Origin of the sequence: Microvirga sp. VF16 (assembly GCF_016864375.1) — a bacterium.
Classification (GTDB): Bacteria; Pseudomonadota; Alphaproteobacteria; order Rhizobiales; family Beijerinckiaceae; genus Microvirga.
The window spans coordinates 1,269,156-1,295,453 of record NZ_CP069354.1; the positions used below are offsets into that span (position 1 = coordinate 1,269,156).

The following is a 26,298-nucleotide window of genomic DNA, read 5'->3' on the forward strand; positions in this document are numbered from 1 at the left end:
CTATTTAGACTAAAGTCGAAGAATAGCCGGAACGTTTTGCAGGGTCCGTCCATTTCTGAGGGCAATCGTCTTCGAAAAAGAGGCCGCTCATGATCGTCACGGCTGATGAGGTCAACCGCTCGTTCAGGGGAACGCTGGATCTGCTCCACAGCAGGTCTGAGGGACTGAAATCCTTCGATATGAGCGAGCGGGGCTTCTGGCGTTCCTTCATGGCGATCTGGCTGACGCTTCCGGCCTATGTGGTGTCCCTTGCCTTCGAGCGCCTCCGCCTCGGTCTGTTGCAGCCGGACCGGTCCCTTCTCGACAATGTCTGGGTCGATCTCGTCGTGGCGTTCGGCCATGTGGCGGGATTTGTCGCCTTGCCGCTCGCGATGATCTGGGTCGCGCGATGGTTTCGGTTCGAGAAGGCCTATGTGCCCTTCGTGATCGTGACGAACTGGATCTCCGTCATCGGTATGCTGGTCCTTTCGGTTCCGGCCATGCTCATGCTTCTCGGCTGGGCGCCTCCGGGGCTCGCTAGCCTGTTCAGCCTCGCCTTCGCGATCATCATCGTGAGATTGCAATGGTTCGCCACCAAGGCGACTCTGGGGCTCGGGAGTCTGCCGGCGCTGGGCATCGTCGTCCTCGGCATCGTGCTCAATTCATTCGTCGGAATGGCAATGCGGAGCCTTCTAGGCTAGGTCCGGGTAATCGACCCCAATCAGGTAGAGACCCGTCGGCGGTGCCATGGGCCCGCAGCGCTTGCGGTCGCGCGCGTCGAGGACTGCGCGTACGTCCTCCACCGACCAGCGCCCCGCACCGGCGCGCTCCAGGGTTCCCGTCATCGAGCGCACTTGATGATGCAGGAAGGAGCGGGCGGAGGCATAGATGCGGATTTCGTCACCGATCCGCTCCACATCGAGCCGGTCGAGGGTGCGAATCGGGCTATTGGCCTGACATTCCGCCGCCCGGAACGTCGTGAAATCGTGCCGCCCGATCAGCAGTTGTGCGGCTTCGTGCATGACGTCGGCATCGAGCGCCCAGGCCACGTGCCAGACGCGGCTCGCATCGAGCGTCGGCGGCGCACGGCGGTTGAGGATGCGATAGACGTAGTGGCGCTTGATGGCGGAGATGCGGGCATTGAACGTCTCGGGCACGACCTGCGCCGAGAGGATCGCGACGGGAGCAGGCTTCAGATGAGCGTTGGTGGCATCACGCACCGTGTCCGGCCGCCATTCCTTCTCCAGATCGACGTGTACGACCTGATGGGTGGCGTGGACTCCGGAATCGGTGCGCCCGGCGCAGTGAATGCGCACGGCTGAACCTGTGAACCGTGCGATGGCATCCTCCACCGCCTGCTGGACGGAGAGGCCGTTAGTCTGATGCTGCCAACCGGTGAAGGGCGTGCCGTCATATTCGACGACAAGCTTGTAGCGAGGCATGTTATTCCAGTTCTGCGAATGCCTGGGCGTAGGATACCGGACCATGGGCGCCTTTGCCCCTGTCCGAAAGCGCGAGACCCTGAAGATAAGGCCCGTCATAAGGGGTTTTCAGCTTCTCCGCCAATTTCGGATCGAAGCCGAAGCGGCCGTAATAATGCGGCTCTCCCAGCACTAGGACCAGATCGTAGTCTTTTTCCGTCAGCCGCTTCAGCCCGTCCTGGACGAGGGCCGCGCCGATACCTTGCTTTTGGAACGAGGGTGTAACGGCCAAGGGGGCGAGGACTGCCGCCTTGATAGACGGAGTCCCAAGCAGGATCAGACGGGAATAGGCAATGTGGCCGGCTGGCTTGTCGTCATAAGCGATGAGGGAGAGGATGAGATCGCCATCATCGTGCATGTCCCGCACGAGATCCGCTTCTGCCAATTGTCCGAAGGCTGCGGAATAAATGGCGCAGAGTGCCGTCCAATCGGTGGTTTCCTCAAGACGGATCCTCATGCCGGACCTCATGCAAATTTGGCGCCCGATCCAAGCCTCACGCCACGCAAGAACTCCTCGAAAACCACGGGTCCCTTGCCGGCACGCTGCACCTGGATCAGACGGATCGCCCCTTCGCCACAGGATATCGTACCATCATTGTCGACGAGAGTCGCGGGCGAAGCTGAGCCTTGCCCCAGGGTCGCGCGCAAAACCTTCACCCGCTCCTGGCCCTTGCCGAAATCGGCGGTGAAATAGGCGCCGGGGAAGGGCGAGAGCCCGCGGATATGATCATGAACCGCCTGAGCCGGCTGCGACCAGTCGATCAGCGCTTCCTCGTTCTTGATCTTGTGGGCGTAGGTCACGCCGTCCTCCGGCTGGGGCGTGAAGCCCAGGCCCCCACGCGAGAGAGCGGCGAGTGCCCGCACCATGAGGTCGGCGCCGAGAACCATGAGCCTGTCATGCAACTCGCCTGCATTCATGTCCGGCGTGATCGCCACGCGCTCGACCATGGCGACGGGGCCTGTATCGAGGCCTTCTTCCATCTTCATGACGGCGACGCCCGTTTCCTTGTCGCCAGCCATGACCGCCCGCTGGATCGGGGCCGCGCCGCGCCAGCGGGGGAGGAGGGAGGCGTGAAGGTTGAGGCAGCCCAGTTCCGGCGCCTCAAGGATCGTCTTCGGCAGCAGCATGCCATAGGCGACGACGACTGCTACGTCGGCATTGTGGCTGCGGAAAATCTCGGCTGCTTCCTCCGTGCGCAGGGTCTTCGGCGTCAGCACGGGAATCCCGAACCGGTCGGCCATCTTGTGGACGGGGGAGGGCTTCAACTCCATGCCGCGGCCGGCCGCGGCGGGCGGGCGGGTATAAACGGCGATGACGTCGTGACCCTGGCCGACGATCTCGGAGAGAGTGGGCACCGCGAAATCGGGCGTGCCCATGAAGACGACGCGCAGGCTCATGCTCCCGCCTCGCGCCGTGCCACCTTCTTGAACTTGGTCATCACCCGGTCGCGCTTGAGCTTCGACAGATAGTCGATGAAGAGCACGCCATTCAGGTGATCGATCTCATGCTGCACGCAGGTGGCCAGGAGCCCGTCCGCGTCCTGCTCGATCGTCTCGCCCTGCAGGTTCATGTAGCGGAAACGCACCCGGTCCGGTCGCTCGACCTCTTCGTAATATTCGGGAATCGACAGGCAGCCTTCCTCGTAAGTGCGCTTCTCCTCCGAGGCCCAAGTGATTTCCGGGTTGATGAGCACCAGCGGCTGGCGCTCGTCCTCTGACTTCGACACGTCCATGGTCACCATTCGGACCGGCACGCCGATCTGGATGGCGGCGAGGCCGACGCCGGGGGCGTCGTACATGGTTTCCAGCATGTCGTCGGCCAGCCGGCGGATCTCGCTCGTGATTTCCTTAACAGGTTCGGAAACCAGTCGGAGCTTGGAATCGGGAATGATGACGAGGGGTCTGATGCTCATGATCGCGGGAGATAAGCGCTTAGCTGAGGATGGTCAAATCGTTCGTCTTATGTTCGGATGCATCCGTCAACCGGAACTATAAGCTCCATGAACGACGTTGTCCTGATCCTCGGCAAGACATCCCTGACCTGGGGTCAGATCGTCATGGGGATGGCGGGGTTGAGTCTCCTTCTCCTCTTGCTCGTGACGGCGCTTCTCCTGCGGACCCGCCGGGAGAGGGCGTTGGAGGCAGCCATCGCGGCCGAGCGGGCGCGGGAGATGGACGACAAGGTGGCGGAACTCACCCGGGCGCAGTCGGAGATGACGGGGCGGATGCGGACCATGGCCGAGGTTTTCGGCACTCGCCAGAGCGATTTCGTCCGCATGATCTCGGAGCGGATCGACGGGCTGCAGCACCGGGTCGGGCAGGGACTGGAGACCTCCACGCGCCACCAGACGGAGAACCTGTCCAAGCTGAACGAGCGCCTCGCCGTGATCGATGCGGCGCAGCAGAACCTGACAAACCTCACGGGCGAGATCGTGGGACTCAAGGACATCCTCTCCAACAAGCAGACCCGGGGCGCTTATGGGCAAGGACGGATGGAGGCGATCGTCCGCGATGGGCTGCCGGCCAACGCCTTCGAGTTCCAGGCGACCCTGTCGAACCGCACGCGGCCCGATTGCCTCGTGCGCCTGCCGGGCGACGAACGCGGCCTCGTGATCGATGCCAAGTTCCCGCTGGAAGGCTTCACCCTCTTCCGGGGGGCCAAGGGCGACGAGGCCCGCGGCCGAGCGGCTGCCAAGGTCCGCAACGACATGCTCGTGCATGTGAAGGACATCGCGGAAAAGTACCTGATCCCAGGCGAGACCCAGGACATCGCGATGCTGTTCGTGCCTGCGGAGTCGATCTATGCGGACCTTGCCGAGCATTTCGACGATGTGGTGCAGAAGGCGCATCGCGCCCGTATCGTCATCGTCTCGCCTTCGCTGCTGACACTCGCCATCCAGGTCATGCAGGCGCTGGTCCGCGACGCCCGCATCCGCGAGGAGGCGAGGGTGATCCAGGTCGAGGTCCAGAAGCTTTTGGAAGATGTCGAGCGTCTCGATGCCCGGGTGTCGAAACTCGATACCCATTTCCGGCAGGCGCAGGACGATGTCTCCCAGATCCGGGTCTCGACAGACAAGATCGTCAAGCGCGGACAAAAGATCGAAACCCTCGAATTCGACGAGGGCGATGCCGAGGCCCGGGCCGAGTGGCTGCGTCTTCAGGGCCGGAATCTCCGGGCCGTGGAATAGGTCGGGAACTGCCTTTCGTCCGCGACGTTCTTCCCACGCTACAAGGGCGCCATGCGGCTGATGGCGTTCGCATATCGGTACAGCCCAGAACTCGGGAAGGATTGCGCTATGGGCCTTTTGTCAAAGGATATCAAATCGTTGGATGATCTCTTCATCCACACCCTGCAGGACATTTACTACGCAGAGCAGCAGATCACGAAGGCGCTGCCGGAAATGATCGAGAAAGCGAGCGACCCGCAGCTCAAGCAGGCGTTCCAGACCCATCTTGGCGAAACCCAGCAACAGATCCAAATGGTCGAGCAGGTATTCCGCATGCATGGCCACGATCCGAAGGGCACGACCTGTCCGGCCATCGACGGCATCATCGACGAAGCTCAAGATATCGCCGGCGATATCGATGATCCGCAGGTTCTCGATGCAGCGCTTCTCGCCGCTGCACAGGCCGTGGAACACTACGAGATCACCCGCTACGGGACGCTCACGGCCTGGGCCAAGCAGCTCGGCCGCGAGGATTGCGCCGGCGTCCTGCATCAGATCCTGGATCAGGAAAAGGCCACGGATCAGAAGCTCAACCGGATCGCCGAGAGCAAGATCAACACGAAGGCTGCTTAGGCTCTTCGTTCATTGGAAAACAAAAATGGCCTCCGAATGGAGGCCATTTTTGTTTTCCATGTCGGGTTAGCCCACAGCTGTCATGGCCGGGCTTGTCCCGGCCATCTCGATGTGAAGAGCGCAGGGCTTCAAGCTATCGGGGTCGCCGGCACAAGGCTGGTGATGACGGGAAGTGGAGCCATTTCCAACTCTACTTCACCGGCAACGCGTAGGCGCGCAAAAAATCCGCCAGATCGTTGGTGATGTAGTCGATATCCGGCGTCTGGACCGCCTCCTGCTCGAAACTCTCCCGGAACGGATCGAAGGTCTTAGGCACGATGAGGGTGGTCGTCATGCCGAGTTCGTGCGGTACGGTCAGGTTCTTGGCAATATCCTCGAACATGGCCGCGCGGGCAGGCTCCACGCCATGCTTCTCAAGGAAGATCTCGTAGGCGCGCCGATCGGGCTTGGGCACGAAGTTCGAGGCCGCGATGTCGAACACATCCTCGAAATGGTCGAGAATGCCGATCTTCTTTGCCACGTTCTCCGCATGCTTGCGGGAACCGTTGGTGAGGATGAGCTTGCGGCCGGGCAGCTTCTCGATGGCTTCTCCCAGGCTGTGGTTCAGCTCGATATCCGTGTGGTCGATATCGTGGGCGAAATCGAGGAAGTCGTGCGGATCGATATCGTGCTCCTCAATGAGCGCCTTAAGGGTCGTGCCATATTTGTGATAGAAATACTTCTGCAGCGCCTGGGCGGACAGGCCATCGAGCCCGAAAAGTTCCGTGATGTAGAGCGTGATGCGCTCGTCGATCTGAGGCCAGACCCGCGAGGTGTGCGGGTAGAGCGTATTGTCCAGGTCGAAGACCCACGTCTCCACATGCGAGAATTGTCGGGAGTCGGACGACGACAGGTGGCTTTCAGCAGACGGTTTAGCGTTCATGGATCCCAAAGACGGCAATGGGGCCGTGCGGCCCCACTGACAAAAATATAGGCGCTTTCGGACGCTTCGTGAAGGGTAAAGCCTTACCCCCTCCGGATCAGGGTGCCTGCACCATGGTCGGTAAACAGCTCCAGCAGCACTGCATGCGGCACCTTGCCGTCGAGAATGACGACCGCTTCCACACCCTTCTCCAGGGCATAGATGCAGGTTTCGATCTTCGGGATCATGCCGTCCGTGATGGTGCCGTCGGCGATCAGGCGGCGGCAATCCTCGATGGTCATTTCCGGAATGAGGTTCTTGTTCTTGTCGAGAACGCCCGGGACGTCCGTCAGCAGCAGGAGGCGCTTGGCCGTCATGGCGCCTGCAATGGCGCCGGCGAAGGTGTCGGCGTTGACGTTGTAGGTCTGGCCATCTTGGCCGGTCGCGACCGGGGCAAGGACCGGGATCAGCTCGGCTTGGAGAACCTGATCGAGAACCGCCCGGTTCACGTTCTCCGGCTCGCCGACGAAGCCGAGATCCACCACCTTCTCGATGTTGGAATCGGGATCGACCGTGGTGCGGGTCACCTTCCGGGCGGTGACCATGTTGCCGTCCTTGCCGGACAGGCCGACCGCCTTGCCGCCCTCAGCCCCGATCCAGCCGACGATCTGCTTGTTGATGGAGCCTGCAAGCACCATCTCGACGACCTCAACCGTGGCCGCATCCGTGACGCGAAGCCCGCCCTTGAACTCGGACTTGATCCCGAGCTTTTCCAGCATCTTGCCGATCTGCGGCCCGCCGCCATGGACGACGATAGGCTTGATGCCCGATTGTTCGAGCAGAACCACGTCCTCGGCAAAATCCTCGGCCGCCGCCCGGTCACCCATGGCATGGCCGCCATACTTGATCACCACGACCTGCTGGTCATAGCGCTGCATGTGCGGCAGGGCCTGGACAAGCACCTCGGCCTGCACATGAACGTCGGGAAGGGGCGTGGACGGATCGGACATGGACGGCTCCGGCGCGGTCATCAGGATCAAACGGCCTGCCTTCTAGCTGAAGGAGGGACGGCTGGAAACAGAGAGTTCAGGCTCGCAGGCGAAGAAGGGCCGAGATTCCCACCAGTAACCAGCCCAGCATCAGGAGAAAGCCCCCCGTCGGCGCAGCCCTCGGAAACAGCGCAACACCTGAAAAGGCCCGACGGGACAGGTCGCCGCAAAACAAGATAAGGCCGAGGATCAGCACGTAGCCGGCGATCTGGGCCAGCATGGGGTTCACGGCGCCGGCTGCCATCAGCGCCACGAGGGCGAGCAGGGCCGGAGCGTGGAAGAGCAGGAATTGTGCTGCCGTCGTGAGATTGCCGCCCGTGATATGGGCGGCTGCGGCCGAGAGGCCGACACCGAGGAGGCCGGAGAGCGAGGCCAGAACGATCAGGATCCGGGCGGCGAGGTTCATCCCGCGCCTCGTTCGCTCAGGAGCCGGGCGATTTCGGCGCGCAGCTCCGGGATGCCGAGGCCCGAGCGGCTGGAGGTGAAGAGGATCTCGGGGTAGGCGGCGGCGCGCTTCTCGATCTTCTGCAGGGTCTCGGCGATGCGTTTGTCGAGCTCGCCTTTCTTCAACTCGTCTGCCTTGGTCAGGACGATCTGGTAGGAGACGGCGGCCGTGCCGAGGGTTTCCAGCACCGCCTCATCCACCGGCTTGATGCCATGGCGGGCATCGATCAGCACGTAGACACGGGCGAGGCTTGCCCTTCCGCGCAGGTAATCGTGGATCAGCTGCGTCCAGGCCTGCACCTTTTGCTTCTCGACGGCGGCAAAGCCGTAGCCGGGCATGTCGACCAGGTGAAAGCGGTCGTTGATATTGAAGAAGTTGAGCTGCTGTGTCCGCCCCGGCGTGTGCGACGTGCGGGCGAGCGTGTTGCGCCCGGTCAGCGCATTTACGAGGCTCGACTTGCCCACGTTGGAGCGGCCGGCGAAGGCGATCTCCACCTTGCTCATGGGTGGCAGGTTCTTCAGGGAATTCGCGGCCCAGATGAAATCCGCCTCGCCGGCAAAGAGCTTGCGGCCGATCTCGAGAAAGGGGTCGGTGTCGGGTTCCATATCGGTCATGGAGGTCCTTATCGGCGCTTGGTGCCTGGAGTTCAAGGCACCTCGCTCAAGCTTTTCCCGTCGCTCAGGGCACAGAGAGCCAGAAGGGCTCCGCTTTCACGAGCTTTCCAGAAGCCTTTTCGGCCCTGGAGAGGAGCTTGCGCTCACGCCGTTTCGTATAGCCGGCCGCCTTTTGCACCGATTTTTCGAACGAGGGATCGAGAAGGGTTCGGCCAACCTCGATGTCGTTCAACTTGCCCAGCATGTCCTGCAGGCCTTCCAGAAGGTCCAACATGGCCTTTCGACTCTTGCGTGCCGGAACGCCCGGAAACAAGGTCGTAAAGAATTCCACGCCGTAGCGCAGCTTCTTGATTCGGATGCGGAGTTTATGGCGGGCGTCTCCGTCGAGATCGGCCATCTGCCGTGCGTCTTTCCGGATACGCTGCCAGCGACGCGAGAATTCCTCGATCCCGCGGTCCTGAGCAGGCAGGTCGCGTGCCGCCAGGATCGCCGGCTTGCGGCGCGTGAGCCATCGCCCGGACTCGATCCAGGTCGCGGCCTTCAGGATCGCTCTCATGAAGCGGGGTTTGGACAGGGTTTCCAGAAGTCCCTCGAAGGCTTCCGCGCGCTGGCGCTCGGCTTCCTCCAGCACCGGCAGACCGTGGTTTTTATCGTCGACCTTCCGCACCCTCGCGATCAGGACGTCGAGATCGCGAACTCTACCGAGCTTTTTTCCGGCCCAGCGGAGTTCAGCCTTCATGGCCTTGCTGTTCCGATCCTGCAGCATCGGCTTGAACAGCGAGATCGCAGCATCGAGCCGCCGAAAGCCCACCCGCATCTGATGAACCAACTCAGGATCGTCGCTCCGGCGCAGCGGCGCCTCGTTGCGGATGATCTGGGACAGGCAGGAGCGCGCGATCATCTGGAACGCTTCGGCACATGAGGCGTGGGTTGGAATGACGGTCCGGTCGGCCTTTACAGGCTTATTGTCGGCTTCGCCGAGAAGCCTGTAGCCGCGTTCGGACTTGGTGACCGGAGAGAGACGGAACGGGATGCTGTCGGCGAGATCGTCGGCGAGGGCGAAGAGAGCGGACGGGGCGCCATCCTTCAATTCGAGTTCGACCTCGCAGAATTGCTCGGCGCCGGTATCGGTTGCCGCTTTGGCCTGGTCCAGGGCGAGTTCGATGGTTGCTCCATCGCGCCTGATCTCGAACGCCCGACGATCTGTCTCCACCGTGAAGACCGGCTTGATGTTGCTGCGGATCGTCTCGTCGGCGACAAGGGCGGCCAGCGGCGTGCCCGTAGCGGCAGCAAGATCGAGGCCGCCTTCGACAGGTGTCTCCCATTCGCCCCGGTCGAGGGCGAAGCCGCGTGTCTTGCGTTCGGCCTTGATGGTCTGCGTGCTGCATCCGTTCTTCTCCCGAACGCGGAGGGACAGTCCCGCCTTATGCAGGGCGCAATCCGTTGAATCGAAATAGACGGCGTGAAGGGCACCGCCCTGGTCCGGAAGCATCCGGGCCTGCGCCATCAGCGGATGCTGGAGTAACTCGCCTGTTGCATCTGCGGCGAGTTCCAGCTTCAGCTCGATCTCGCTTGCTCTCACGAACTTATTCTTGTCCTGCCATTGGGCGTTCATGGCTAGCCGCCGATCCGGTTTCTCTTGCCGCGATCATCTAGAGCGTTTCGGAATGAAAGCCACGAGGAAGACCTCTAGCGGGCTCTTCCGAAATGCAGATTCCAGAAGTGTATCGCTCTTCTACAAAACTGGAGGAGTGTATTCGGCTAAGGCGCCAGCATGTTGAGGCTCTGAGATTCTTCCCCAGGGCTCGACCATGACAGACGCTCCCATTCTCATCCGCTCGGTCGAAGTCCTCTCGGATGATTGGGCGATCCTCAAGAAATTCATCTTCGACTATCGCCGCCGTGACGGAAGCCTGGAACGGCAGGTCCGGCAGACCTATGATCGGGGGCATGGCGCCGTGATTTTGCCCTATGATCCCGAGCGCGGTACGGTGCTGCTCGTCCGGCAGTTTCGGTTGCCGGCCTATGTGACCGGCCATCTCGAGCCGCTGATCGAGGCTTGCGCGGGGCTTCTTGACAAGGATGATCCGGAAACCTGCATCCGCCGGGAGGCCCAGGAGGAACTCGGCTACAGGCTGCGCGATCTGCAGCCTGTTTTCCATGTCTTCATGAGCCCTGGCAGCGTGACCGAGCGGCTGATGTTCTTCCTTGCCCGCTATTCGCCGATCGACCGGATCGGCCAGGGCGGGGGCGACAGGCACGAGGGCGAGGATATTGAAGTTCTGGAGATAGCGCTCGAAGACGCTCTCGGCATGATTGACCAAGGACAGATCGTCGACGGCAAGACCATCATGCTGCTGCAGCATCTGAAGCTCAAAGGGGTGATACAGGATCGCGAGCGATCAGGCCGCCCTTCGTAGGGCCTCGAGATCCGCTCCCCGGATGGCGTCGAGGTTGTGGGTGATCTTGTCGACGCCCCAGTCCCACCAGCGGATAGAGAGCAGTTCAGTGATCACCTCGTCCGGAAAGCGCATGCGGATGATCTTGGCCGGATTGCCGCCGACGATGGCGTAGGGCGGCACATCAGCCACCACGACCGACTTCGTTGCAATGATCGCCCCATCACCGATGATGACACCCGGCAGGATCGTGGCTTCGTGCCCGATCCAGACGTCGTTTCCGACGATCGTATCGCCTTTGAATCCCGTCTCGACGGCGGCAAAGTCGAAGCCTTCCTCCCAGCCGTGGCCGAAGATGTTGAACGGATAGGTCGAGAAGCCGGTCATGGCGTGATTGGCGCCGTTCATGATGAAGGTGGCACCCGCCGCGATGGCGCAGAATTTCCCGATGACGAGCTTGTCGCCGATGAAGTCGTAGTGGTGCAGCACGCAGCGCTCCACGAAGGCTTCGGGGCCTCGCGGGTCGTCGTAATAGCTGAAGTCCCCGACCTCGATGTTCGGCTGGTTCACGAAGGCCTTGAGAAACCCCACGCGGGGATGACCCGGGAGCGGGTGAGGGTTCAAGGGATTGGGACCGGATGCCGTCATTGCCGCCTCGTCGATGATTCAAACGAAAATCCCCGGGACAGGGCCCGGGGATGATCACGTCCAATCGGTTGCCGCTCAGCCCTTGGCGGTGCTGGTCTTGCGGCTGAAGGTCTTGCGCAGGTTGTCGAAGAGTTCGATCTTCACGCCGTTGCGCTTCATGATGAAGCCCTGCTGGGTCACCGAGAGCAGGTTGTTCCAGGCCCAGTAGATCACGAGGCCGGCCGGGAACGAGCCCAGCATGAAGGTGAAGATCACCGGCATCCAGGCGAAGACCTGCTTTTGAACCGGGTCCGGCGGCTCCGGATTCATCTTCATCTGCAGCCACATGGTGATGCCCATGATGATCGGCCAAACGCCGAGCATCAGGAAGGGGCCGACCACCGGCAACGCGCCCGGATTGAAAGGCAGGAGGCCGAACAGGTTGAAGATCGTGGTCGGATCGGGCGCGGCGAGGTCGCGGATCCAGCCGAAGAACGGCGCATGGCGCATTTCGATGGTGACGAAGAGCACCTTGTAGAGCGCGAAGAAGACCGGGATCTGGATCAGCACCGGCCAGCAGCCGGCGACCGGGTTGATCTTCTCCTTGCGGTAGAGCTCCATCAGCGCCTGCTGCTGCTTCATCTTGTCGTCAGCATAGCGCTCGCGGATGGAGGCCATCTCCGGCTGCACCGCCTTCATCTTCGCCATGGAGGCGTAGGACTTGTTGGCGAGCGGGAAGAACAGGATCTTCAGCAGAACCGTGACGAGCAGGATCGCGATGCCGAAATTGCCGAACAGGTGGAAGAAGAAGTCGAGCACCTTAAAGAGCGGCTTGGTGATGAAGTAGAACCAGCCCCAATCGATCAGGAGATCGAAGTTCTTGATGCTGTACCGCTCGTGATAGGCATCGACGGTCGCGACCTCCTTGGCGCCGGCAAAGAGGCGCTGGGTCACTTCCGTGGTCGCGCCGGGCTGGAGCGTCTGAGCTGCGCCGGCGATCGTGGCTTGGTAGGTGCGATCCGTCGTCTGGCCCTGCTGCGAGGTGAAGGAGCCCTGGAAGGGCTGCGTCTGATCGGGAATGACCGCGGCGGCCCAATACTTGTCGGTAATGCCGAGGAAACCGCCGGTGACGGAGTTCCAGATCTGGCCGACCGTATTGCCGCCCGAGATCGGCTCCTTTTTATCAAGGTTCGCGTAGGTGATTTCCTGCAGGCCCTCGTCGCCGAGAACGCCAATCATGCCCTCATGCAGCACGTAATAGCCGAGAGTGACCGGGCGTCCGTGGCGGGAAACGAGGCTGTAGGATTGCAGCGTCACGGGAGCCGAGCCGCGGTTCTCGACCGCGTCCTTCACCGTGAACATGAACTTGTCGTCAACCGAGATCGTGCGGCGGAAGACCAAACCCTGCTCGTTCTGCCAGGTCAGGGTAACGGGGCTGCTGGGAGTGAGCGAGGTCTTGTCCGCCGTCCACACGGTATTTTGGTTCGGCAGGCTGCCGGCCTGCGCGCCGATCCAGCCGAATTCCGCGTAGTAGGGATTCTGAACGCCGGTGGGCGACAGGAGCACGATGATCGGGCTCTTGGGGTCGACAGTCTCGCGATAGTTCTTCAGGGACACGTCGTCGATGCGGCCGCCGCGCAGGTTGATCGAGCCGGCGATGGAGGGCGTATCGATGGTCACGCGCGGCGAGCGGGCAAGGGCCGCCTCGCGGGATTCGATCGTCGGACCGGTCGGCGTGCTCGGAACCGTTCCGGGCACGGTGGGCGAGGCACCGCCGGCCTGGCTCGGGCTCGCGGGCGGAGTTGGCGCCGTCGGATTGACCTGCGTGGATTGCTGCTGCTGGGCGGCCTGCCGCTGCCTTTCGGCCTGGGGAGCCGCAAAGAAGTATTGCCAGCCTAGCAAAACCGCCAGCGACAGGGCGATGGCGATGATGAGGTTTTTGTTGTCTTCACGCATGGGAATGTCCGCGACGCTCGCCGTTGGGGGGAGGTGAGGAGGATTTGGTACGCTCTGCGGGGGACGCACTTTTCGGCTTGGTGACTGCCCGCAGCGCGCGCCGAAGATCGTCGATGAGCAGATCGAAATCGGCTGCGAGGATTTCGCGCCGTCCGATGACGACCACGTCCGCATCGATGTTCGCGTAATCCTGGCCTGCCGTCGGAATGGCGGCCCGGAGTCGGCGCTTGATCCGGTTGCGTTCGGTGGCGTGGCCGACCCGCTTCGTCACCGTGAGGCCGAAGCGCAGGCCGAGGCCTGAACCCTCGCGCAATCGAGCCTGGACCGACATCCGCTCGGTATGAAAGCGGCGGCCAGAGGCCGCCGCGACGAAGTCAGGTCTTTTCGTCAGACGCCCGAGGCTTAACTCTGCGCGAGGCTCGCGCATCGGGCTATCCTAGGCTGCTTACGCCGAAAGGCGCTTGCGGCCATGGGCGCGGCGAGCGGCAATGACCTTACGGCCACCCTTGGTCGCCATGCGCGCACGGAAGCCGTGGCGGCGCTTGCGAACCAGCTTGCTCGGTTGATACGTCCTCTTCACGGCACATCTCCGGTCGAATGGGGCAGCGGTGCTCGATGGCTCGCGCCCGTCTGGTAAGATGGGGTTGCCCCCGAAACTGTTTCGAAAAAACGATCAGCGCCCCAGAAGAGCGCTGTCAGCTTGCGGGCTTATGACGGAATGGAGGGGCAAAGTCAACGCCGCTCTGGCCTTTATGCGGCAATCAGCCCGGCGTCCAGATCCGGTAGGTTTGTCCCGGTCAGGCGTTACATATCCCACCGAAACCAGGAGAATCCGTGGCCGAGACGCCGCCAAAATTCCATAGAACGGAGAAGCCCGGCCGTCTCCGGCGCATTTTGCCTCTCGCACTGCTGCTTGCGGGCTTGACGGGTGTTTTCGCAACCGGTCTGCACCGTTCCTTCAACCTCGAGACCTTCATCCATTATCAGGCTGGGCTTCAGGAGCTCGTTGCGGCCCATCACTGGACAATGCTGGGGCTTTTTGGCCTGATCTATGTGGTGGCGGTGACCCTGTCCCTGCCGGTTTCGGCCTTCTTGACCACCATTGGCGGCTATCTTTTCGGCTGGGCTCTCGGCGGGATCGCGGCCTCCATGGCGGCCACCCTAGGGGCGATCAACATTTTTCTGATCGCCCGGAGCTCCCTGGGAAGGCCCCTTCTGCAGAGGGCAGGCGCCAGGATCCAAGGCCTCGCGGCTGGCTTCCGGAGGCAGGCCTTCCTCTACCTGCTCTCCTTGCGCCTGATTCCCATCGTGCCGTTCTGGCTGACGAATCTCGCCGCCGCCTTCTTCGGCATGCGTCTGAGGCCTTTCATCTTGGCAACACAATTGGGCATGCTGCCGGTTTCCTTTGCCTTCGCCTTCGCCGGATCGGGGCTCGACGAGGTGATATCCCGGCAAGAGAGCCTTCGCGCCGATTGTCTTGCAACCGGTCAAAGTGATTGCGCTGTCGATTTCAATGCCGGAAGCCTGTTGACGCCCGAGTTGATGATCGCTCTAGCTATCTTAGGAATATTGGCGCTGGTGCCGGTTGGATTGCGACACTGGCGCAGACGCGTCGCCGACGAGGGGTAATGGTCAAGAAGGCAGAGAGGACTAGCGGGGAGGGGTTATGCCTACCTACCTTTATCCCAGGTCACGTTGAGCGCGGCGATGGAGTTTCCGAGAGCGTCGGCTCAAAATCCGTGATCGCGGCTGCCGGGTTCTCCGGTTCGCCGCCTGGAATGAAACCGGAATGAGCCGCGAGCCGACCACCTTCGCAGGACGTTTTTTCAGCCAGTTCGGGCTCTCCGCCCGTCTGCTCATGCTGACGGTGCTCTTCGTGATGATCGCGGAAGTGCTCATCTACGTGCCCTCCGTCGCCAATTTCCGGCTGACCTGGCTCAACGACCGCCTGGCGGCAGCGCAGATCGCCGCCATGGTTCTCGATGCCGCGCCTGAGGAAACCCTGTCGGAAGAGCTGGAAATGCGTCTTCTGCAGGGCGTCGGCGCCAAGGCGATCGCCTTGAAGGGAGGCGGGCGCAGGAGCCTCCTGGCAACAGGCGACGTTCCGCCCGAGGTGAGCAAGACGGTCGATCTGCGCGATACGAAGTGGATGACCCTGGCCCAGGACGCCCTGGAGGTTCTGTTCAATCCTGCCGACAAGCCCATCCGGGTCATCGGCTCGGGCATGGGAGTCGAGTTCGTCGAGATGATTCTCGATCAGCGCCCCCTGCGCCATGCCATGATCGAGTTTTCGCGCAACATCCTGCTGCTGTCCCTCTTCATCTCCGCCATTACGGCGAGCTTGGTCTATCTGACCCTGCAATGGGTGATCGTGCGGCCCGTGCGGCGGCTCACCGGCAACATCGCGGAATTCTCCAGCAACCCCGAGGATGCCTCCAGGGTCATCCAGCCGACCGACCGCGTCGACGAGATCGGTTTGGCCGAACAGGCGCTCGCCCGCATGGAGACGACGCTGGCCGACGAGCTGCGCCAGAAGCGGCGCCTCGCGCAGCTCGGGCTGGCGGTCAGCAAGATCAACCACGAGCTGCGCAATATGCTCACCACGGCCCAGCTCCTTACCGATCGCCTCGACCGGGTCAGTGACGAGAGCGTCCAGCGCATTGCCCCCAGGCTCGTCAACACTCTCGACCGGGCGATTGCCTTCTGCGAGACCACCCTGGCCTACGGCCGCGCAACAGAGCCGCTGCCGCAGCGGCGAATGATTCCCCTAGCGCCTTTGATCGCGGAACTGTCGAACCTGACCGATCTTGCGCCGGAGGTGGGCATCGCCTTCGAGGCGCAGGTACCGGAAGACCTGATGATCGACGCCGATCCGGACCAGCTTTCCCGGGTCCTGGTGAATGTGGTCCGCAATGCGGTCCAAGCCCTGAGCCAGACCGGATCGCCCGAGGGACAGCCGCGGATCGACGTGACCGCGGAGCGGGAGGGGAGTACGGTCTGCATCCTGATCAAGGACAACGGCCCCGGCATCCCCGAGCGGGCGAAGGCCAACCTGTTCACGCCCTTCCAGGGCTCAGCTCAAAAGGGGGGGACGGGCTTGGGTCTGCCGATCGCGGCGGAGCTCGTTCAACTCCATGGCGGGACGATTACTCTCGATGAGAGCCATGGAAAGACCTGTTTCAAGATTACGATTCCGGATCGGTTGTCCGCGATCAGGACAAACTGAGGCATTCCGCATATCTTCTGCACGAAGAGACTTGCCAATCGGATCAGATCCCTCTATGTCACCGGCCTCGGCCAACGTTGCTTCCCGCAACGACCTGCCGACCAAGCGCCCGTAGCTCAGCTGGATAGAGCACCAGACTACGAATCTGGGGGTCAGAGGTTCGAATCCTTTCGGGCGCGCCATTTCCCTTCCCTTACATTGATGCAGGCAAGACAAAGGTTCGAGGCCGCAACCTTGTGCGCCGCAGCCTCGCGCGCGTCTCTCCAAATGTCTCTAGGTTCTAAATGTCTCTAGGTTCTAAACCTCGGCGGCTGGGGTGATGCCGAGATCGTCGAGCTTGGCTCGAACCTCCGTGACCGACCGCTTCAGCTTCAGGCTGATCACCGATACCGGGACTCCCTCCCTGGCGAGCGCCAGAAGAGCTTGAACGGCCTCATAGTTCCAGTGTTCTCCAGCAGGGTTCATGTCGGGTTTCTCCTTATGAGCGAAGCGGAAGCGTCCGCTGCAAGTGCGGCGAGATAATGAAAAACATGCTTTGAGGAACCTCCCGCCGCAACCTTAGCCGAAGCTGTGCGTTCCTTCTGGAGGCAGCACAGACAGGGACCCATCATGAGCATTCTCTGGACCATTATCATCGGCTTCGTCGCTGGCGTGATCGCGAAATGGGTCATGCCTGGCCGGAACGAGCCATCCGGGTTCATCCTCACCACCATTCTCGGCATCGTGGGTGCCTTCGTCGCGACTTATCTCGGGCAGGCTCTGGGTTGGTATCGGGCCGACGAGGGGGCGGGTTTCATCGGCGCCATCGTCGGAGCCGTGCTTGTGCTCTTCATCTACGGCCTGATCGCCGGACGTCGTTCGACATCGTCGTACTGATCGTCCATCGGGATTTCGGAAACGGAACGCCAGGGGCCACAGCGAAACTGTGGCCCTTCTTGCATCAGCCGTGATGGGCAATGCGGTCGTATGCGTGCGAGCCGGTGAGGGCTGCTTTGACAGGGCAATTGCCGACATAGCCGCGCCAAGCGAGATAGGAACCGCCCAGAAGCGCTAGGACGTTCAGCAGCGGGTTGGGGCGCGGTTTGGCGGCTGCGGCCGCAAGCCCGAGGCCGGCCAGCATATAAGCGCCGCGCTCGGTCATGCTGAGATTGGGCTCTCCATCCATCATGTTCATCGCGTCAATTCTCCTTTTTGACCTTGGCCGAACGCGACGTGAAGCAGTGTTGTTCCGCCAAGTCGTAGAGCAGAAAATTTGGAAGGAACCTCAAAGCTTGGCCCTCGTTGAGTCCACTCTCAACTGAGGAGCGTGACAATGGCAGGCAAGGACAAGACCTTGAACGACCTGTTCCTTCATACGCTGAAGGATATCTATTACGCCGAAAAGCAGATCCTGAAGGCTCTGCCGAAGATGGCCAAGAATGCCGAGTCGGAAGAGCTGCGGCAGGCTTTCGAGACGCATCGTGAAGAGACGGAAGGCCAGATCGAGCGGCTCGAGAAAATTTTCGTAATGCTCGATAAGCCGGCCCGCGGCGTGCAATGCGAGGCCATCAATGGCCTCATCGAGGAAGGCAAGGAAGTTATGGAAGACTTCGCCGACAGCGAGGCTCTCGATGCCGGCATCCTCGCCGCGGCGCAGGCCGTCGAGCATTACGAGATCACCCGCTATGGCTCTCTGAAGACCTGGGCTCAGGAACTGGGCATGAGCGATGCCGCAAAGCTCCTTGATCAGAATCTTCAAGAGGAGAAGAAGACCGACAAACTGCTGACCGAACTCGCTGAGGCACGCGTGAACACGAAGGCAGCCTGAGGGCTCTTCAGGAATGGGCCTCGCGCTCCCTCGAGCGCGAGGCCTTTCTATTTGCGGTCGTTCCAGAAGATAAGCCTCAATGCCGATGGGCAGGGGCCGGTGCAACCTCCGTGTCCAGGGTCAGGCGCATAGATCCTGATGGCGTGATCTCGAGCGAGGCTCTCATCGTATCGGGGTACTCGACCAGATGCATGAAAGCCAGAAGCCTCAGACGCACGATGGGAGGAAAACGGGCAAGACAATGCGCCAGGTTCTTGGTTGCACGGTCGGTCATCTCCTCCTGTACGGAGGCGGAGAGGGGAGGGTTCTCCTCAGGCAGTGACATGCGGCGCTCCATCAAGATGAGAGGGAATCCCGGAATCCCGCGACAGGCAGGGGCCGTTCAGACCGGCCAGCTTTTGGATATACTCCAGACTGTCCTCTGAAATGCGAATGGCCGCCGCGATGCAGGGCTGACCCTCGACCATGGTCGGCAGACCGAGCGGACGCACCTTGAAACCGGCCTGCTGCCAGCGGGGCAGCCACCACATCTCGACGACGGCTGTCACCTCCGTAATCCCCTCTTCGAGGCAGAATTGCTGGAAGGCTGCCAGGAGCCGGCAATCCGTGCGACCGGTCCGCCGTTCCTTGACGATGAAATAGCGCGTGCATTCGAGGATGGTGGGCCCGGCCAGAATCCCGGGTTCCTTCACGAGGTGAGGGAAGGTCTCGCTGATCATGTGCGGCAGGAGGGTAGGATAAAGCCTCAGACCGCCGATGATCCGGCCCTTGTCGAGAACGATGAGATATATGGCGTGGTCGTTGTCGTAGGCATCTATCTCCCGTCCGTCGGCACGCCTGAGGTCATGCCATCCTCGTTCGTTGACGAAAACCTCATGCCTGAGATGGAAATACCCGTCGAGAATCTCTGAATAACGGGCTTTGTTGTTTTTGGTGATCACTTGAATTGAGGTCATGCCCCATGCTCCCCGATTTCTCGAAGAGCAGTGTTCACGGCCTAAGGCGTTTGAATATTGTAGGAAATTACAGGTGCTTTTACGTCACATCTCGATGAGGCGATGCTGAAGGGCCCGAGCCACGGCATGGGTCTTGTTGGCAGCACTCAGCTTCTGGCAGGCGCTGCCGATGTGGGCGGTAATGGTCCTTTCCGTCACGCCGAGGATCGCACCCGTGTCCGCAGCCGACTTGCCCAAGGCGGCCCAGCGAAGAGTCTCTTTTTCGCGGAACGTCAGCGGGTTGGGCTGAGGGGAGGGGGCTAGGATCAGCCTGGCGCGCTCGAAAGCATAGATGGCCATCAGGTGAAGGGCTGGCTTGGTCTGCGGCGTCAGGTCGAGGGATGATCCGCCCATGGAAAGACATGCCTCGAAGCCGTTTAAACCATGGATCGGCAGGCAATAACCCTGTTTCATGCCGAATTCTGCCGCCTCGTGCATGATCTTGGCGGCTCTCGGATCCGTCTCAGGATCGTAGCGGGCCTCACTCCATTCGAAAGGTTGGACGGATTGCCTGCACAGGTGGATGACAGGATCGTAACGGTCGTAGCCATTCCGAATATAGCGCCAATACCAATCCATGGGCCATTTCTTCAATAGGACCAAGCTTTCAATCCGTTGCTCCGGATGCGGTAGGCCAGTCATGATGAAATTTTCAAACCCGAAGTCGGAAAAGGATCGCTCCATCGCGTCGATGATATCTTGTGGGGTTTCCAGACGGTCGAGCTCCTCGACGAATTCAAAGGCTTGTGCCGTATGATCAAGGCTACGAGCGCTCAAGAGCACCTCCGAGGACTTTCAATCAGAAATGTCATATAATAAAGTTACTCAACCCATGGATTAATTCAATAACTATGCTACCAAAGGTTTGCAAAACGGCCTAGATAGGAAAAGCTAGAGAAAAAGCAGGAGCGGCGTTTGCAAAAGAAGTCTCCCAACGAGATCGACAAACACATCGGAAGTCGGGTCAGGGCTCGGCGGATCATGCTCGGAATGAGCCAGGAAAAGCTTGCGGGCGCCTTAGGGCTTACGTTCCAGCAGGTTCAGAAATACGAGAAGGGCGTCAACCGTATCGGCGCAAGCCGTCTCCTCCATATTGCCGGTGTCCTGGATGTCAGCATCGAATTCTTCTTCGAAGGAGTTCCCGGATTACGTGCTGGAGGCTTCTCCGACGATAGCCTCGTGGCTGAGTTTCTGACGCGATCGGAAAGTGATCGCCTCGTCCGCGGTTTCCTGAAGCTGAAGGACGACGAGGCGCGCAGGAAGGTTGCAGATCTCGTCGATTGGCTCGCATCGGCCAGTTAAGATTCTTTCCCGGTCGAGCTTCGACTAGGAACACATCAAGCCCTAAGATATTGAGCCTCCGAGACGTTCGGAACCTGCCGCGCTTCTAATGGTTACTCACTCACGATTGAGAGAGGTTACCATGGGCGTGGGACAGCAAAATACCAACAGGCAGGATAACGGCAACGAGGATTGGGATACGCTCAAGGGCGATGTCGGCGACCTTGCCGGCGCAGCAGTGGAGCGTAGCCGCTATTTCATCGATTCCGCGCGTGAACAGGCGACGGATTATGTCGACCGCCGCAAGGACGATGTTGCGCAATCCGTTGCTGATTTCGCTACGTCCTTGCGAGAATCCACCCGATCCTTCGATGAGCGACCCAATATCCGCGCCGTCGTCGATACCGCAGCAGAAGGGTTGGAGCATCTTGCGGATTCCATTCGTGAGCGCACCTTCGCAGACTTCTTCAACGAGTTCGAGGATGTGGTCCGACGCCGTCCGGCGACCGTGGCAGCCGTATCTGTCGCTGTTGGCTTCCTTGCCGCACGTTTCATCAAAAGCACGGCTGAGGATCTGCGCTATGACCGCGTGAATACGAGTCCGGCTCAGAGCAGGCAGGTTCACGCACGGCAGGCCCAGCGGCCGCGTACACAATCTGGCTCCTGATGGAGGCTGCCATGCACGGCAACGGCAATCAAACCATTCAGGGCCTCGTCGGTGAGGCGCTGCGGGAATCGACCGATCTCGCGCAGAAGGAATTCACCCTCTTCAAGACCGAGGTCTCCCAGAACATCCGCACCCTTTTCATGGGGCTTGCCATGGTCGTCGTAGCGGCGGTTTTCGCCGTTGCAGCCGTCATGCTGCTGACCGAGTCCCTGGTCGAGTGGCTGGCCACCGTCGTCAACTCCGAGGCGCTTGCCGCGCTGATCGTCGGCGGCATGCTTGCAGTGATCGCCATCGGTCTCGGGCTGTGGGGACGCAGCGCCATGATCTCGTCCTCGCTGATGCCGCAACGGACGATGCGCTCGCTCAAGCGCGATGCGGAAGTTCTGTCCGAAAGAGGTGCATGATGACGACACAGAGTCTGCAGGAGATGGAGAGAGACATCGAGCGCAGCCGCGCTCAGCTTGATCGGACTATCGATCGTCTTCAGGACAAGATGTCCGTCTCCGGCGTCGTCGACGATATGCTCGGCACAGCTCGCAATGGGCAGTACGGACCGCTTTACGACAAGGTGCTGGACACAGTCAGGCGTAACCCGGTCCCCGTCATGCTGATCGCCATGGGCATCGGGCTTCTTGCTTACCGGCTCGGTCAGTCTGCGAAACCTCGGAGAGCGCGCTTGATCGCGGCCGACGAGGATCTGATCACGGAAGAGCATCTCCTGATGGAGATGGAGGATCCGCGCCTTTACGGTTCAGAGGCTGCGCCTTTCCACACATCGGACGAAACATTCGAGCGTCCCGGTATGAATCCCCGACTTTGATGAACAGAGGAGCTTAATTCATGGCCAACAACAAGAATGAACCCGGCAAGCCGAGCGGAGCGCAATCGAGCACGACCGGCAATGTTTCCGCTGGCACTTCGGTCGGCAATATCGGTGAGCCGCCGATGCCTCATGCTCACGATCAGAAAGCGGCTCATGCTTCCAGTTCAAGCAGCGGGAGCCAGGCGACGGGTCAACGGAAAGATCAATCGCCGCAGCAGCAGACACAAAACAGGAGCGAGTCGGTTGCTGGTCGCGCTCAACACGCTGCGGATCAAGTGCGTCACAGAGCGGAAGATGCCTATGAAGATGCTTCCGAATGGGCGCGCGATACTTATGAGCGGGCCTCCCATTGGGCATCCGATACCTATCAGGGCCAGCGCCGCCGCGTAAGTCAGGTGGGCGGTCGTTCTGCACGTGCCTTTGGGCATGCGCGCGGCGGCGTTCAAAATTACGTCTCTGAAAATCCCATGGTCGTTGGTCTCGTGGGGCTTGCCGCAGGGCTCCTCCTGGGAGCGCTGCTGCCGCGCACGCGTCGCGAGAACGCTATGTTCGGCGAATGGGCAGACGAGGTTCGTAACCAGGGCCTCCGCTATGCTCGTGAAGCGGCCGATCGCGGCCGCGAATATGTGGAAGACGCCTTCAGCGGCGAAGAAGCACGCTTCAGCCGGCACGAAAGCGAGTTCGATGGCCAGCGTGACGCCAACCGCCACTGACGCTTGGATCTCGAAAGATGAATATGGGCGCCGGCGAAAGCCGGCGCTTTTTCATGCATATTTGAAAGGACTTGCCGGAAGCAAAGGCTTCGACCAAAAATAACAACGGCCACGGCGAGATGATGCGCGTACATCCGGCGTCATCATCTCGGCATCGTGACCGCTTCTGGTGAGCGATCACGCCACCAGGTTGGGCATGAGATAGGAACGCACTGCTCCGGTTTCAAGGGCTTGCTGACGAATGGCTTTATCCCCCCGAGGAACAGTGCCTGTTTCTTAACCATAGTTCTTCAAAGAACTGTCCTGAAAAGTTTGGACTGGAACGAGGCGCCAACGAACTTGTTGCCCCTGCACATGGATAAAACTTCCTAATCCTAAGGAGCTCGGTGCGAGAGACGGTCCCGTCGAAGGATCGGATGTTGGAGTTGGGGCATGCGTATTCTGATCCTAGAAGACGATCCGTGGATCGCGACTGATCTGCAATCCATTCTCGAAGCCGAGGGGCACGAGATCGTCGATTCCCTCAGTTCCCTCGACGAGGCTTATCGGCATATCGACGATGAATTTGATTGCGCGCTGCTCGATATCGATGTGATCGGCGGTAAGAGCTTCGGCGTGGCCGAGGCTCTCATCGAGCGGCAGATCCCGTTTGTCTTCGTATCGGCCTCCAAACCTTCCGACTTGCCTCAAACCCTTCGGCGAGCCGCCTTCGTCTCGAAGCCTTTCGAAGAGCGGACTCTTCTCGAATCCGTGGAACATCTCGCTGCCAATCGCTTGCCTTGCTGATGACGCCGCGGATGGGAACCTGTGATGGTGCCATGACGTCATCCCTCGTCATGCAAGATTCACGCTTCGGCTTCTGCTGCAAATACATTCCCGAGGATGGCGATGCGCAGGCCGCGCGGGCAATGAATACGAGCACAGTGACGATGGCCTATCTCGGCCGGCTCGAGCCGAAGGCTGCGTATGACAAACTCAGCGCCGTCGTGGCTCATAATCTGGAAGCATTCCGTCTGCAGATCGCGCATGTGGCGACACGGCCGAAGATTGAGCGCCTGCATCGCCTGTCGAGCGATCTGCTTCCCGGCTACACGCATTCAAGCTGCAAAGAATTCTATTGCGACCCGGATCTGCGCGGTCTGATTGAAGCCAAACTTGCTGCAATGGGGCAGCTCGCTCGTGACAGCGATGTGCGGCTCAGCATGCACCCTGGCCAGTTCTGCGTCATCGCATCCGCCAATCCATCGGCGGCGGTCAGCGGTCTGGCGGAGTTCGAGTATCATGCAGAGATCATGGCGCTCATGGGATACGGTGATGGCTGGCATCCGCACGGAGCACACATCAACATCCATGGCGGTGCCAAGGCTCTGGGGGTCGAAGGTATCAGAAGTGGACTGGTGCGCTTGTCGCATACGGCGCGCAACCTGATCACGATCGAGAACGATGAGGTCAGTTACGGCCTCGATTATCTCCTGCCTCTCGCTGATGATGTGCCGCTCGTCCTCGATCTCCATCACCACTGGATCATGAGTCAAGGCGAATATATTGAGCCCGAGGACTTAAGGGTCGCACGCATCGTCGCCTCCTGGCGCGGTGTTCGCCCGGTGAGCCATGTCAGCGTCTCCCGAGAGGTCCTGCTGCGTGACCAGGGCATCGGGGTCTTGCCGGATTTCAAGGGGCTGGTCGCGATGGGGATCAAGCCGAGGGATTTACGCGCTCACTCGGACCTCATGTGGAACGAAGCCGTCAACGATCTGGTGATGCGCCACCTGTCCTGGTCGGATTTCGAAATCGAGGCCAAGCTTAAGAATGTTGCCTCGCAAGCCCTCGCTCGACATGTAGAAAAGCGGCGGGCCAGTGGTGAGATTGGGATAAAGTTTCAATTTTCTTGATTGGGACTTGGAACCAAACCGTTTTGGCGGCGTTGTCGGGCATTGTTCAGTGAGTCAAGAAGTCGATGCCCGCCGACCCGTCCACCATTCTCCTCGTCGAAGACGAACCCCTCATCCGCCTCTTCATCTCAGATCTCCTCGAAGATGCTGGCTTCAAGGTGGTCGAGGCTGCCAATGCCACGGAAGCTCTGGTGCTTCTGGAGGCGGGCCTGCCCGTGAACGTCCTTTTGACGGATGTGGACATGCCTATGGGCCGCAGCGGCTTCGAACTCGCGCATCAGGTTCATCGATCTTGGCCTGAGACCGAGATTCTCATCATGTCGGGTCGGCAATGGCCTTCTCAAGGCGACCTTCCTCCCGGAGCGGCTTTCCTGGCCAAGCCATGTCCTAACGAGGCCATCGTGTCCCATGTCCTCTCTGCAGCTGAGAGGACGAAGCGCCTAAGCCATGTTGCCAAAAGTCCACGGCCTTCCGCGGAACACGCGGCCAAGATCCTCCCCTTTCCGAAAACCGCCTAAATTCCTGAAGTCTGGCTTGCTGATGGCGTTGAGCGGACATAAGCTCTGCCGGAATTGACCTTCTGTCAGGGGGCCGGGCTCCGGTAAGCCTATCCGCGACGTCCGACCGAAGGCTGGTCAATGAGCTTTTCGGGCCTGGTTCAGGGCTGTCGACGAGCTTTCCCATACCATTCCCGGAGGAATAAATGCCGACCAAGACTACAGACGGAAAAGACGGTGCGAAGAAGGCCGCCCCAAAGGCTGCCGGCTCCAAGCCCAACGCTCTTCAGAAGCCTTTGCAGCCGTCGAAGGAACTGGCCGCCATCGTAGGTTCGGACCCGCTGCCGCGCGGCGAAGTCGTGAGCAAAATCTGGGACTACATCAAGAAGAACAACCTCCAGAATCCCGAGAACAAGCGCGAGATCCTGGCTGACGACAAGCTGAAGCCGATCTTCGGCAAGCCGAAGGTGACGATGTTCGAGATGAACAAGCATCTCGCCCAGCACCTGAAATAAACTGATATCTCTTAGGAATCCTGCCGCCACTGCGTGAGCGGCAGGATATCCGGCCGCTGGCCAGGCGCCTTCTCCCAGGGGTCCACGGCCCAAGCCGTCCCCGTCCGCTTCTCGGCAATGACCGCGGTGAAATGCGGATAGCGCCCGTCGAGGAAGAAGCCGCGCGATTCCGGGTATTCCACCACATGATGGGTCAGAAGCCCCTGTTCCTGAAGGACCAGGAGCAAGCTCGTGGTGTTCGTCGTCTCATCCAGACAATCCATCTGCCCGGAGACGCCCGACATCTGGGGCGGCGAACCGGGCATATCGGGCTTTCCGCCGAATGAACTGGCCAAATAGGCCGTGTAAGATCGTATCACCTCGCCCAGGGCCCGTCGCTCCGCATCGGGGGAGCCCTGACTCGATCTCAGGGCAGCTCTCGCCCGAGCGATCCACGCTCCGTCGACCGAAATCGCCATCCGTCGCGCGCATCCATAGCCGTGGCAGGCGATAATCTGGCTCCCCGACGGCCCGACATAGCCCTGCTGCTTGAACCAGCTTTGGGCCGGCAGCGAGCCTGCGGTGGCGGATGAAATCGTGAACAGGAGGGGGAAGGCTTTCAAAATGAGAAGTGGCGCCGATCTCATGTTGG

The 26,298-nt window shown here is 60.7% G+C and carries 36 protein-coding genes and 1 tRNA gene; 18 read left to right on the top strand and 19 right to left on the bottom strand.

What is annotated here, in order from left to right:
- Positions 1-89: 89 nt before the first annotated feature.
- A complete protein-coding gene (locus tag JO965_RS05960; RefSeq protein WP_203442778.1) occupies positions 90-680 on the top strand; it encodes a hypothetical protein in 591 nt (196 codons plus the stop codon).
- Here JO965_RS05960 and truA read toward each other — a convergent pair.
- The 4 genes from truA to def are packed head-to-tail and all read right to left on the bottom strand — an operon-like array spanning position 672 to position 3,373.
- Positions 672-1,421, bottom strand: coding sequence for a tRNA pseudouridine(38-40) synthase TruA (truA, locus tag JO965_RS05965; protein ID WP_203442779.1), 750 nt, complete (start codon positions 1,419-1,421; stop codon positions 672-674). The genes JO965_RS05960 and truA overlap by 9 nt on opposite strands.
- Before the next feature lies 1 nt (position 1,422).
- Positions 1,423-1,917 carry a GNAT family N-acetyltransferase gene (locus tag JO965_RS05970; protein ID WP_203442780.1) on the bottom strand — a complete coding sequence of 165 codons (495 nt, stop codon included), beginning with the start codon at positions 1,915-1,917 and terminating at the stop codon, positions 1,423-1,425.
- An 8-nt stretch (positions 1,918-1,925) separates the two neighbouring features.
- Positions 1,926-2,858 carry a methionyl-tRNA formyltransferase gene (gene fmt, locus JO965_RS05975; RefSeq protein ID WP_203442781.1) on the bottom strand — a complete coding sequence of 311 codons (933 nt, stop codon included), beginning with the start codon at positions 2,856-2,858 and terminating at the stop codon, positions 1,926-1,928.
- Positions 2,855-3,373, bottom strand: a complete 519-nt coding sequence (def, locus tag JO965_RS05980; protein ID WP_203442782.1) for a peptide deformylase — start codon at positions 3,371-3,373, stop codon at positions 2,855-2,857. Before def ends, fmt begins: the two co-directional genes overlap by 4 nt.
- 87 nt (positions 3,374-3,460) lie before the next feature.
- Between def and JO965_RS05985 the strand changes: the two genes are divergently transcribed.
- Together JO965_RS05985 and JO965_RS05990 are read left to right on the top strand one after the other, a co-directional pair.
- A complete protein-coding gene (locus tag JO965_RS05985; protein WP_203442783.1) occupies positions 3,461-4,648 on the top strand; it encodes a DNA recombination protein RmuC in 1,188 nt (395 codons plus the stop codon).
- 108 nt (positions 4,649-4,756) lie between these two features.
- Positions 4,757-5,260, top strand: coding sequence for a ferritin-like domain-containing protein (locus JO965_RS05990; protein ID WP_203442784.1), 504 nt, complete (start codon positions 4,757-4,759; stop codon positions 5,258-5,260).
- A 190-nt stretch (positions 5,261-5,450) separates the two neighbouring features.
- On the opposite strand, the gene JO965_RS05995 is transcribed toward JO965_RS05990, so the two are convergent.
- The 5 genes from JO965_RS05995 to JO965_RS06015 form a co-directional block, all read right to left on the bottom strand.
- A complete protein-coding gene (locus JO965_RS05995) occupies positions 5,451-6,182 on the bottom strand; it encodes a pyrimidine 5'-nucleotidase (protein WP_203442785.1) in 732 nt (243 codons plus the stop codon).
- An 83-nt stretch (positions 6,183-6,265) separates the two neighbouring features.
- The gene (argB, locus tag JO965_RS06000; protein ID WP_203442786.1) at positions 6,266-7,171 is read right to left on the bottom strand and encodes an acetylglutamate kinase; all 906 of its coding nucleotides are present in this window, start codon (positions 7,169-7,171) and stop codon (positions 6,266-6,268) included.
- A 76-nt stretch (positions 7,172-7,247) separates the two neighbouring features.
- Entirely contained in the window at positions 7,248-7,616 is a 369-nt protein-coding gene (locus tag JO965_RS06005) for a DUF423 domain-containing protein (RefSeq protein WP_203442787.1), read from the bottom strand.
- Positions 7,613-8,269, bottom strand: coding sequence for a ribosome biogenesis GTP-binding protein YihA/YsxC (gene yihA / locus JO965_RS06010; RefSeq protein ID WP_203442788.1), 657 nt, complete (start codon positions 8,267-8,269; stop codon positions 7,613-7,615). Before yihA ends, JO965_RS06005 begins: the two co-directional genes overlap by 4 nt.
- 64 nt (positions 8,270-8,333) lie before the next feature.
- Positions 8,334-9,884: a CYTH and CHAD domain-containing protein gene (locus JO965_RS06015; RefSeq protein ID WP_203442789.1), complete on the bottom strand. Its 1,551-nt coding sequence runs from the start codon at positions 9,882-9,884 to the stop codon at positions 8,334-8,336.
- Between the two features lie 196 nt (positions 9,885-10,080).
- Between JO965_RS06015 and JO965_RS06020 the strand changes: the two genes are divergently transcribed.
- Positions 10,081-10,689 (top strand): NUDIX domain-containing protein, encoded by a 609-nt coding sequence (locus JO965_RS06020; protein WP_203442790.1) that lies wholly within the window; start codon positions 10,081-10,083, stop codon positions 10,687-10,689.
- Here JO965_RS06020 and JO965_RS06025 read toward each other — a convergent pair.
- The 4 genes from JO965_RS06025 to rpmH all read right to left on the bottom strand — a co-directional run bounded on the left by JO965_RS06025 (position 10,672) and on the right by rpmH (position 13,831).
- The gene (locus JO965_RS06025) at positions 10,672-11,316 is read right to left on the bottom strand and encodes a CatB-related O-acetyltransferase (protein WP_203442791.1); all 645 of its coding nucleotides are present in this window, start codon (positions 11,314-11,316) and stop codon (positions 10,672-10,674) included. The genes JO965_RS06020 and JO965_RS06025 overlap by 18 nt on opposite strands.
- 75 nt (positions 11,317-11,391) lie before the next feature.
- Positions 11,392-13,251, bottom strand: a complete 1,860-nt coding sequence (gene yidC, locus JO965_RS06030) for a membrane protein insertase YidC (protein WP_203442792.1) — start codon at positions 13,249-13,251, stop codon at positions 11,392-11,394.
- On the bottom strand, positions 13,244-13,678 hold the full coding sequence (gene rnpA / locus JO965_RS06035; RefSeq protein ID WP_203442793.1) for a ribonuclease P protein component: 435 nt from the start codon (positions 13,676-13,678) through the stop codon (positions 13,244-13,246). Before rnpA ends, yidC begins: the two co-directional genes overlap by 8 nt.
- Positions 13,679-13,696: 18 nt before the next feature.
- Positions 13,697-13,831: a 50S ribosomal protein L34 gene (gene rpmH / locus JO965_RS06040; RefSeq protein WP_027314822.1), complete on the bottom strand. Its 135-nt coding sequence runs from the start codon at positions 13,829-13,831 to the stop codon at positions 13,697-13,699.
- A gap of 254 nt (positions 13,832-14,085) precedes the next feature.
- Between rpmH and JO965_RS06045 the strand changes: the two genes are divergently transcribed.
- The 3 genes from JO965_RS06045 to JO965_RS06055 all read left to right on the top strand — a co-directional run bounded on the left by JO965_RS06045 (position 14,086) and on the right by JO965_RS06055 (position 16,659).
- A complete protein-coding gene (locus JO965_RS06045) occupies positions 14,086-14,880 on the top strand; it encodes a TVP38/TMEM64 family protein (RefSeq protein ID WP_203442794.1) in 795 nt (264 codons plus the stop codon).
- Between the two features lie 160 nt (positions 14,881-15,040).
- On the top strand, positions 15,041-16,477 hold the full coding sequence (locus JO965_RS06050) for a HAMP domain-containing sensor histidine kinase (RefSeq protein WP_203442795.1): 1,437 nt from the start codon (positions 15,041-15,043) through the stop codon (positions 16,475-16,477).
- Positions 16,478-16,582: 105 nt separating this feature from the next.
- Positions 16,583-16,659 (top strand) — tRNA-Arg (locus JO965_RS06055).
- A gap of 115 nt (positions 16,660-16,774) precedes the next feature.
- On the opposite strand, the gene JO965_RS06060 is transcribed toward JO965_RS06055, so the two are convergent.
- Positions 16,775-16,942 carry a hypothetical protein gene (locus tag JO965_RS06060; protein ID WP_203442796.1) on the bottom strand — a complete coding sequence of 56 codons (168 nt, stop codon included), beginning with the start codon at positions 16,940-16,942 and terminating at the stop codon, positions 16,775-16,777.
- 144 nt (positions 16,943-17,086) lie between these two features.
- Between JO965_RS06060 and JO965_RS06065 the strand changes: the two genes are divergently transcribed.
- Positions 17,087-17,353 (top strand): GlsB/YeaQ/YmgE family stress response membrane protein, encoded by a 267-nt coding sequence (locus JO965_RS06065; RefSeq protein ID WP_203442797.1) that lies wholly within the window; start codon positions 17,087-17,089, stop codon positions 17,351-17,353.
- Between the two features lie 64 nt (positions 17,354-17,417).
- On the opposite strand, the gene JO965_RS06070 is transcribed toward JO965_RS06065, so the two are convergent.
- Complete coding sequence (locus JO965_RS06070; RefSeq protein WP_203442798.1) at positions 17,418-17,651, bottom strand: YgaP-like transmembrane domain; 234 nt, start codon at positions 17,649-17,651, stop codon at positions 17,418-17,420.
- A gap of 138 nt (positions 17,652-17,789) precedes the next feature.
- Here JO965_RS06070 and JO965_RS06075 point away from each other — a divergent pair, with 138 nt between their 5' ends.
- Positions 17,790-18,284: a ferritin-like domain-containing protein gene (locus JO965_RS06075; RefSeq protein WP_203442799.1), complete on the top strand. Its 495-nt coding sequence runs from the start codon at positions 17,790-17,792 to the stop codon at positions 18,282-18,284.
- 76 nt (positions 18,285-18,360) lie between these two features.
- Here JO965_RS06075 and JO965_RS06080 read toward each other — a convergent pair whose 3' ends face one another.
- The 3 genes from JO965_RS06080 to JO965_RS06090 all read right to left on the bottom strand — a co-directional run bounded on the left by JO965_RS06080 (position 18,361) and on the right by JO965_RS06090 (position 20,056).
- Positions 18,361-18,609 carry a hypothetical protein gene (locus JO965_RS06080; protein WP_203442800.1) on the bottom strand — a complete coding sequence of 83 codons (249 nt, stop codon included), beginning with the start codon at positions 18,607-18,609 and terminating at the stop codon, positions 18,361-18,363.
- A complete protein-coding gene (locus JO965_RS06085) occupies positions 18,596-19,240 on the bottom strand; it encodes an acyl-homoserine-lactone synthase (protein ID WP_203442801.1) in 645 nt (214 codons plus the stop codon). Before JO965_RS06085 ends, JO965_RS06080 begins: the two co-directional genes overlap by 14 nt.
- 84 nt (positions 19,241-19,324) lie before the next feature.
- Positions 19,325-20,056: a LuxR family transcriptional regulator gene (locus JO965_RS06090; protein ID WP_203442802.1), complete on the bottom strand. Its 732-nt coding sequence runs from the start codon at positions 20,054-20,056 to the stop codon at positions 19,325-19,327.
- Positions 20,057-20,194: 138 nt separating this feature from the next.
- On the opposite strand from JO965_RS06090, the gene JO965_RS06095 reads away from it, so the two are divergent.
- The 9 genes from JO965_RS06095 (at position 20,195) to JO965_RS06135 (ending at position 25,667) form a co-directional block, all read left to right on the top strand.
- Positions 20,195-20,581, top strand: coding sequence for a helix-turn-helix domain-containing protein (locus tag JO965_RS06095; protein ID WP_203442803.1), 387 nt, complete (start codon positions 20,195-20,197; stop codon positions 20,579-20,581).
- A 121-nt stretch (positions 20,582-20,702) separates the two neighbouring features.
- Complete coding sequence (locus JO965_RS06100) at positions 20,703-21,227, top strand: hypothetical protein (RefSeq protein WP_203442804.1); 525 nt, start codon at positions 20,703-20,705, stop codon at positions 21,225-21,227.
- 11 nt (positions 21,228-21,238) lie between these two features.
- A complete protein-coding gene (locus JO965_RS06105; protein ID WP_203442805.1) occupies positions 21,239-21,631 on the top strand; it encodes a phage holin family protein in 393 nt (130 codons plus the stop codon).
- Entirely contained in the window at positions 21,628-22,047 is a 420-nt protein-coding gene (locus tag JO965_RS06110) for a DUF3618 domain-containing protein (RefSeq protein WP_203442806.1), read from the top strand. The genes JO965_RS06105 and JO965_RS06110 overlap by 4 nt, the downstream gene beginning before the upstream one ends.
- Before the next feature lie 20 nt (positions 22,048-22,067).
- Positions 22,068-22,763, top strand: a complete 696-nt coding sequence (locus JO965_RS06115) for a hypothetical protein (protein WP_203442807.1) — start codon at positions 22,068-22,070, stop codon at positions 22,761-22,763.
- A gap of 432 nt (positions 22,764-23,195) precedes the next feature.
- The gene (locus tag JO965_RS06120) at positions 23,196-23,549 is read left to right on the top strand and encodes a response regulator (protein ID WP_203442808.1); all 354 of its coding nucleotides are present in this window, start codon (positions 23,196-23,198) and stop codon (positions 23,547-23,549) included.
- A gap of 32 nt (positions 23,550-23,581) precedes the next feature.
- Entirely contained in the window at positions 23,582-24,655 is a 1,074-nt protein-coding gene (locus JO965_RS06125; protein WP_371826839.1) for a UV damage endonuclease UvsE, read from the top strand.
- A gap of 65 nt (positions 24,656-24,720) precedes the next feature.
- Positions 24,721-25,173: a response regulator gene (locus JO965_RS06130; RefSeq protein WP_203442809.1), complete on the top strand. Its 453-nt coding sequence runs from the start codon at positions 24,721-24,723 to the stop codon at positions 25,171-25,173.
- Between the two features lie 185 nt (positions 25,174-25,358).
- Positions 25,359-25,667, top strand: a complete 309-nt coding sequence (locus JO965_RS06135) for an SWIB/MDM2 domain-containing protein (RefSeq protein WP_203442810.1) — start codon at positions 25,359-25,361, stop codon at positions 25,665-25,667.
- Between the two features lie 11 nt (positions 25,668-25,678).
- On the opposite strand, the gene JO965_RS06140 is transcribed toward JO965_RS06135, so the two are convergent.
- A complete protein-coding gene (locus tag JO965_RS06140; RefSeq protein ID WP_203442811.1) occupies positions 25,679-26,293 on the bottom strand; it encodes a hypothetical protein in 615 nt (204 codons plus the stop codon).
- Positions 26,294-26,298 lie beyond the last annotated feature (5 nt).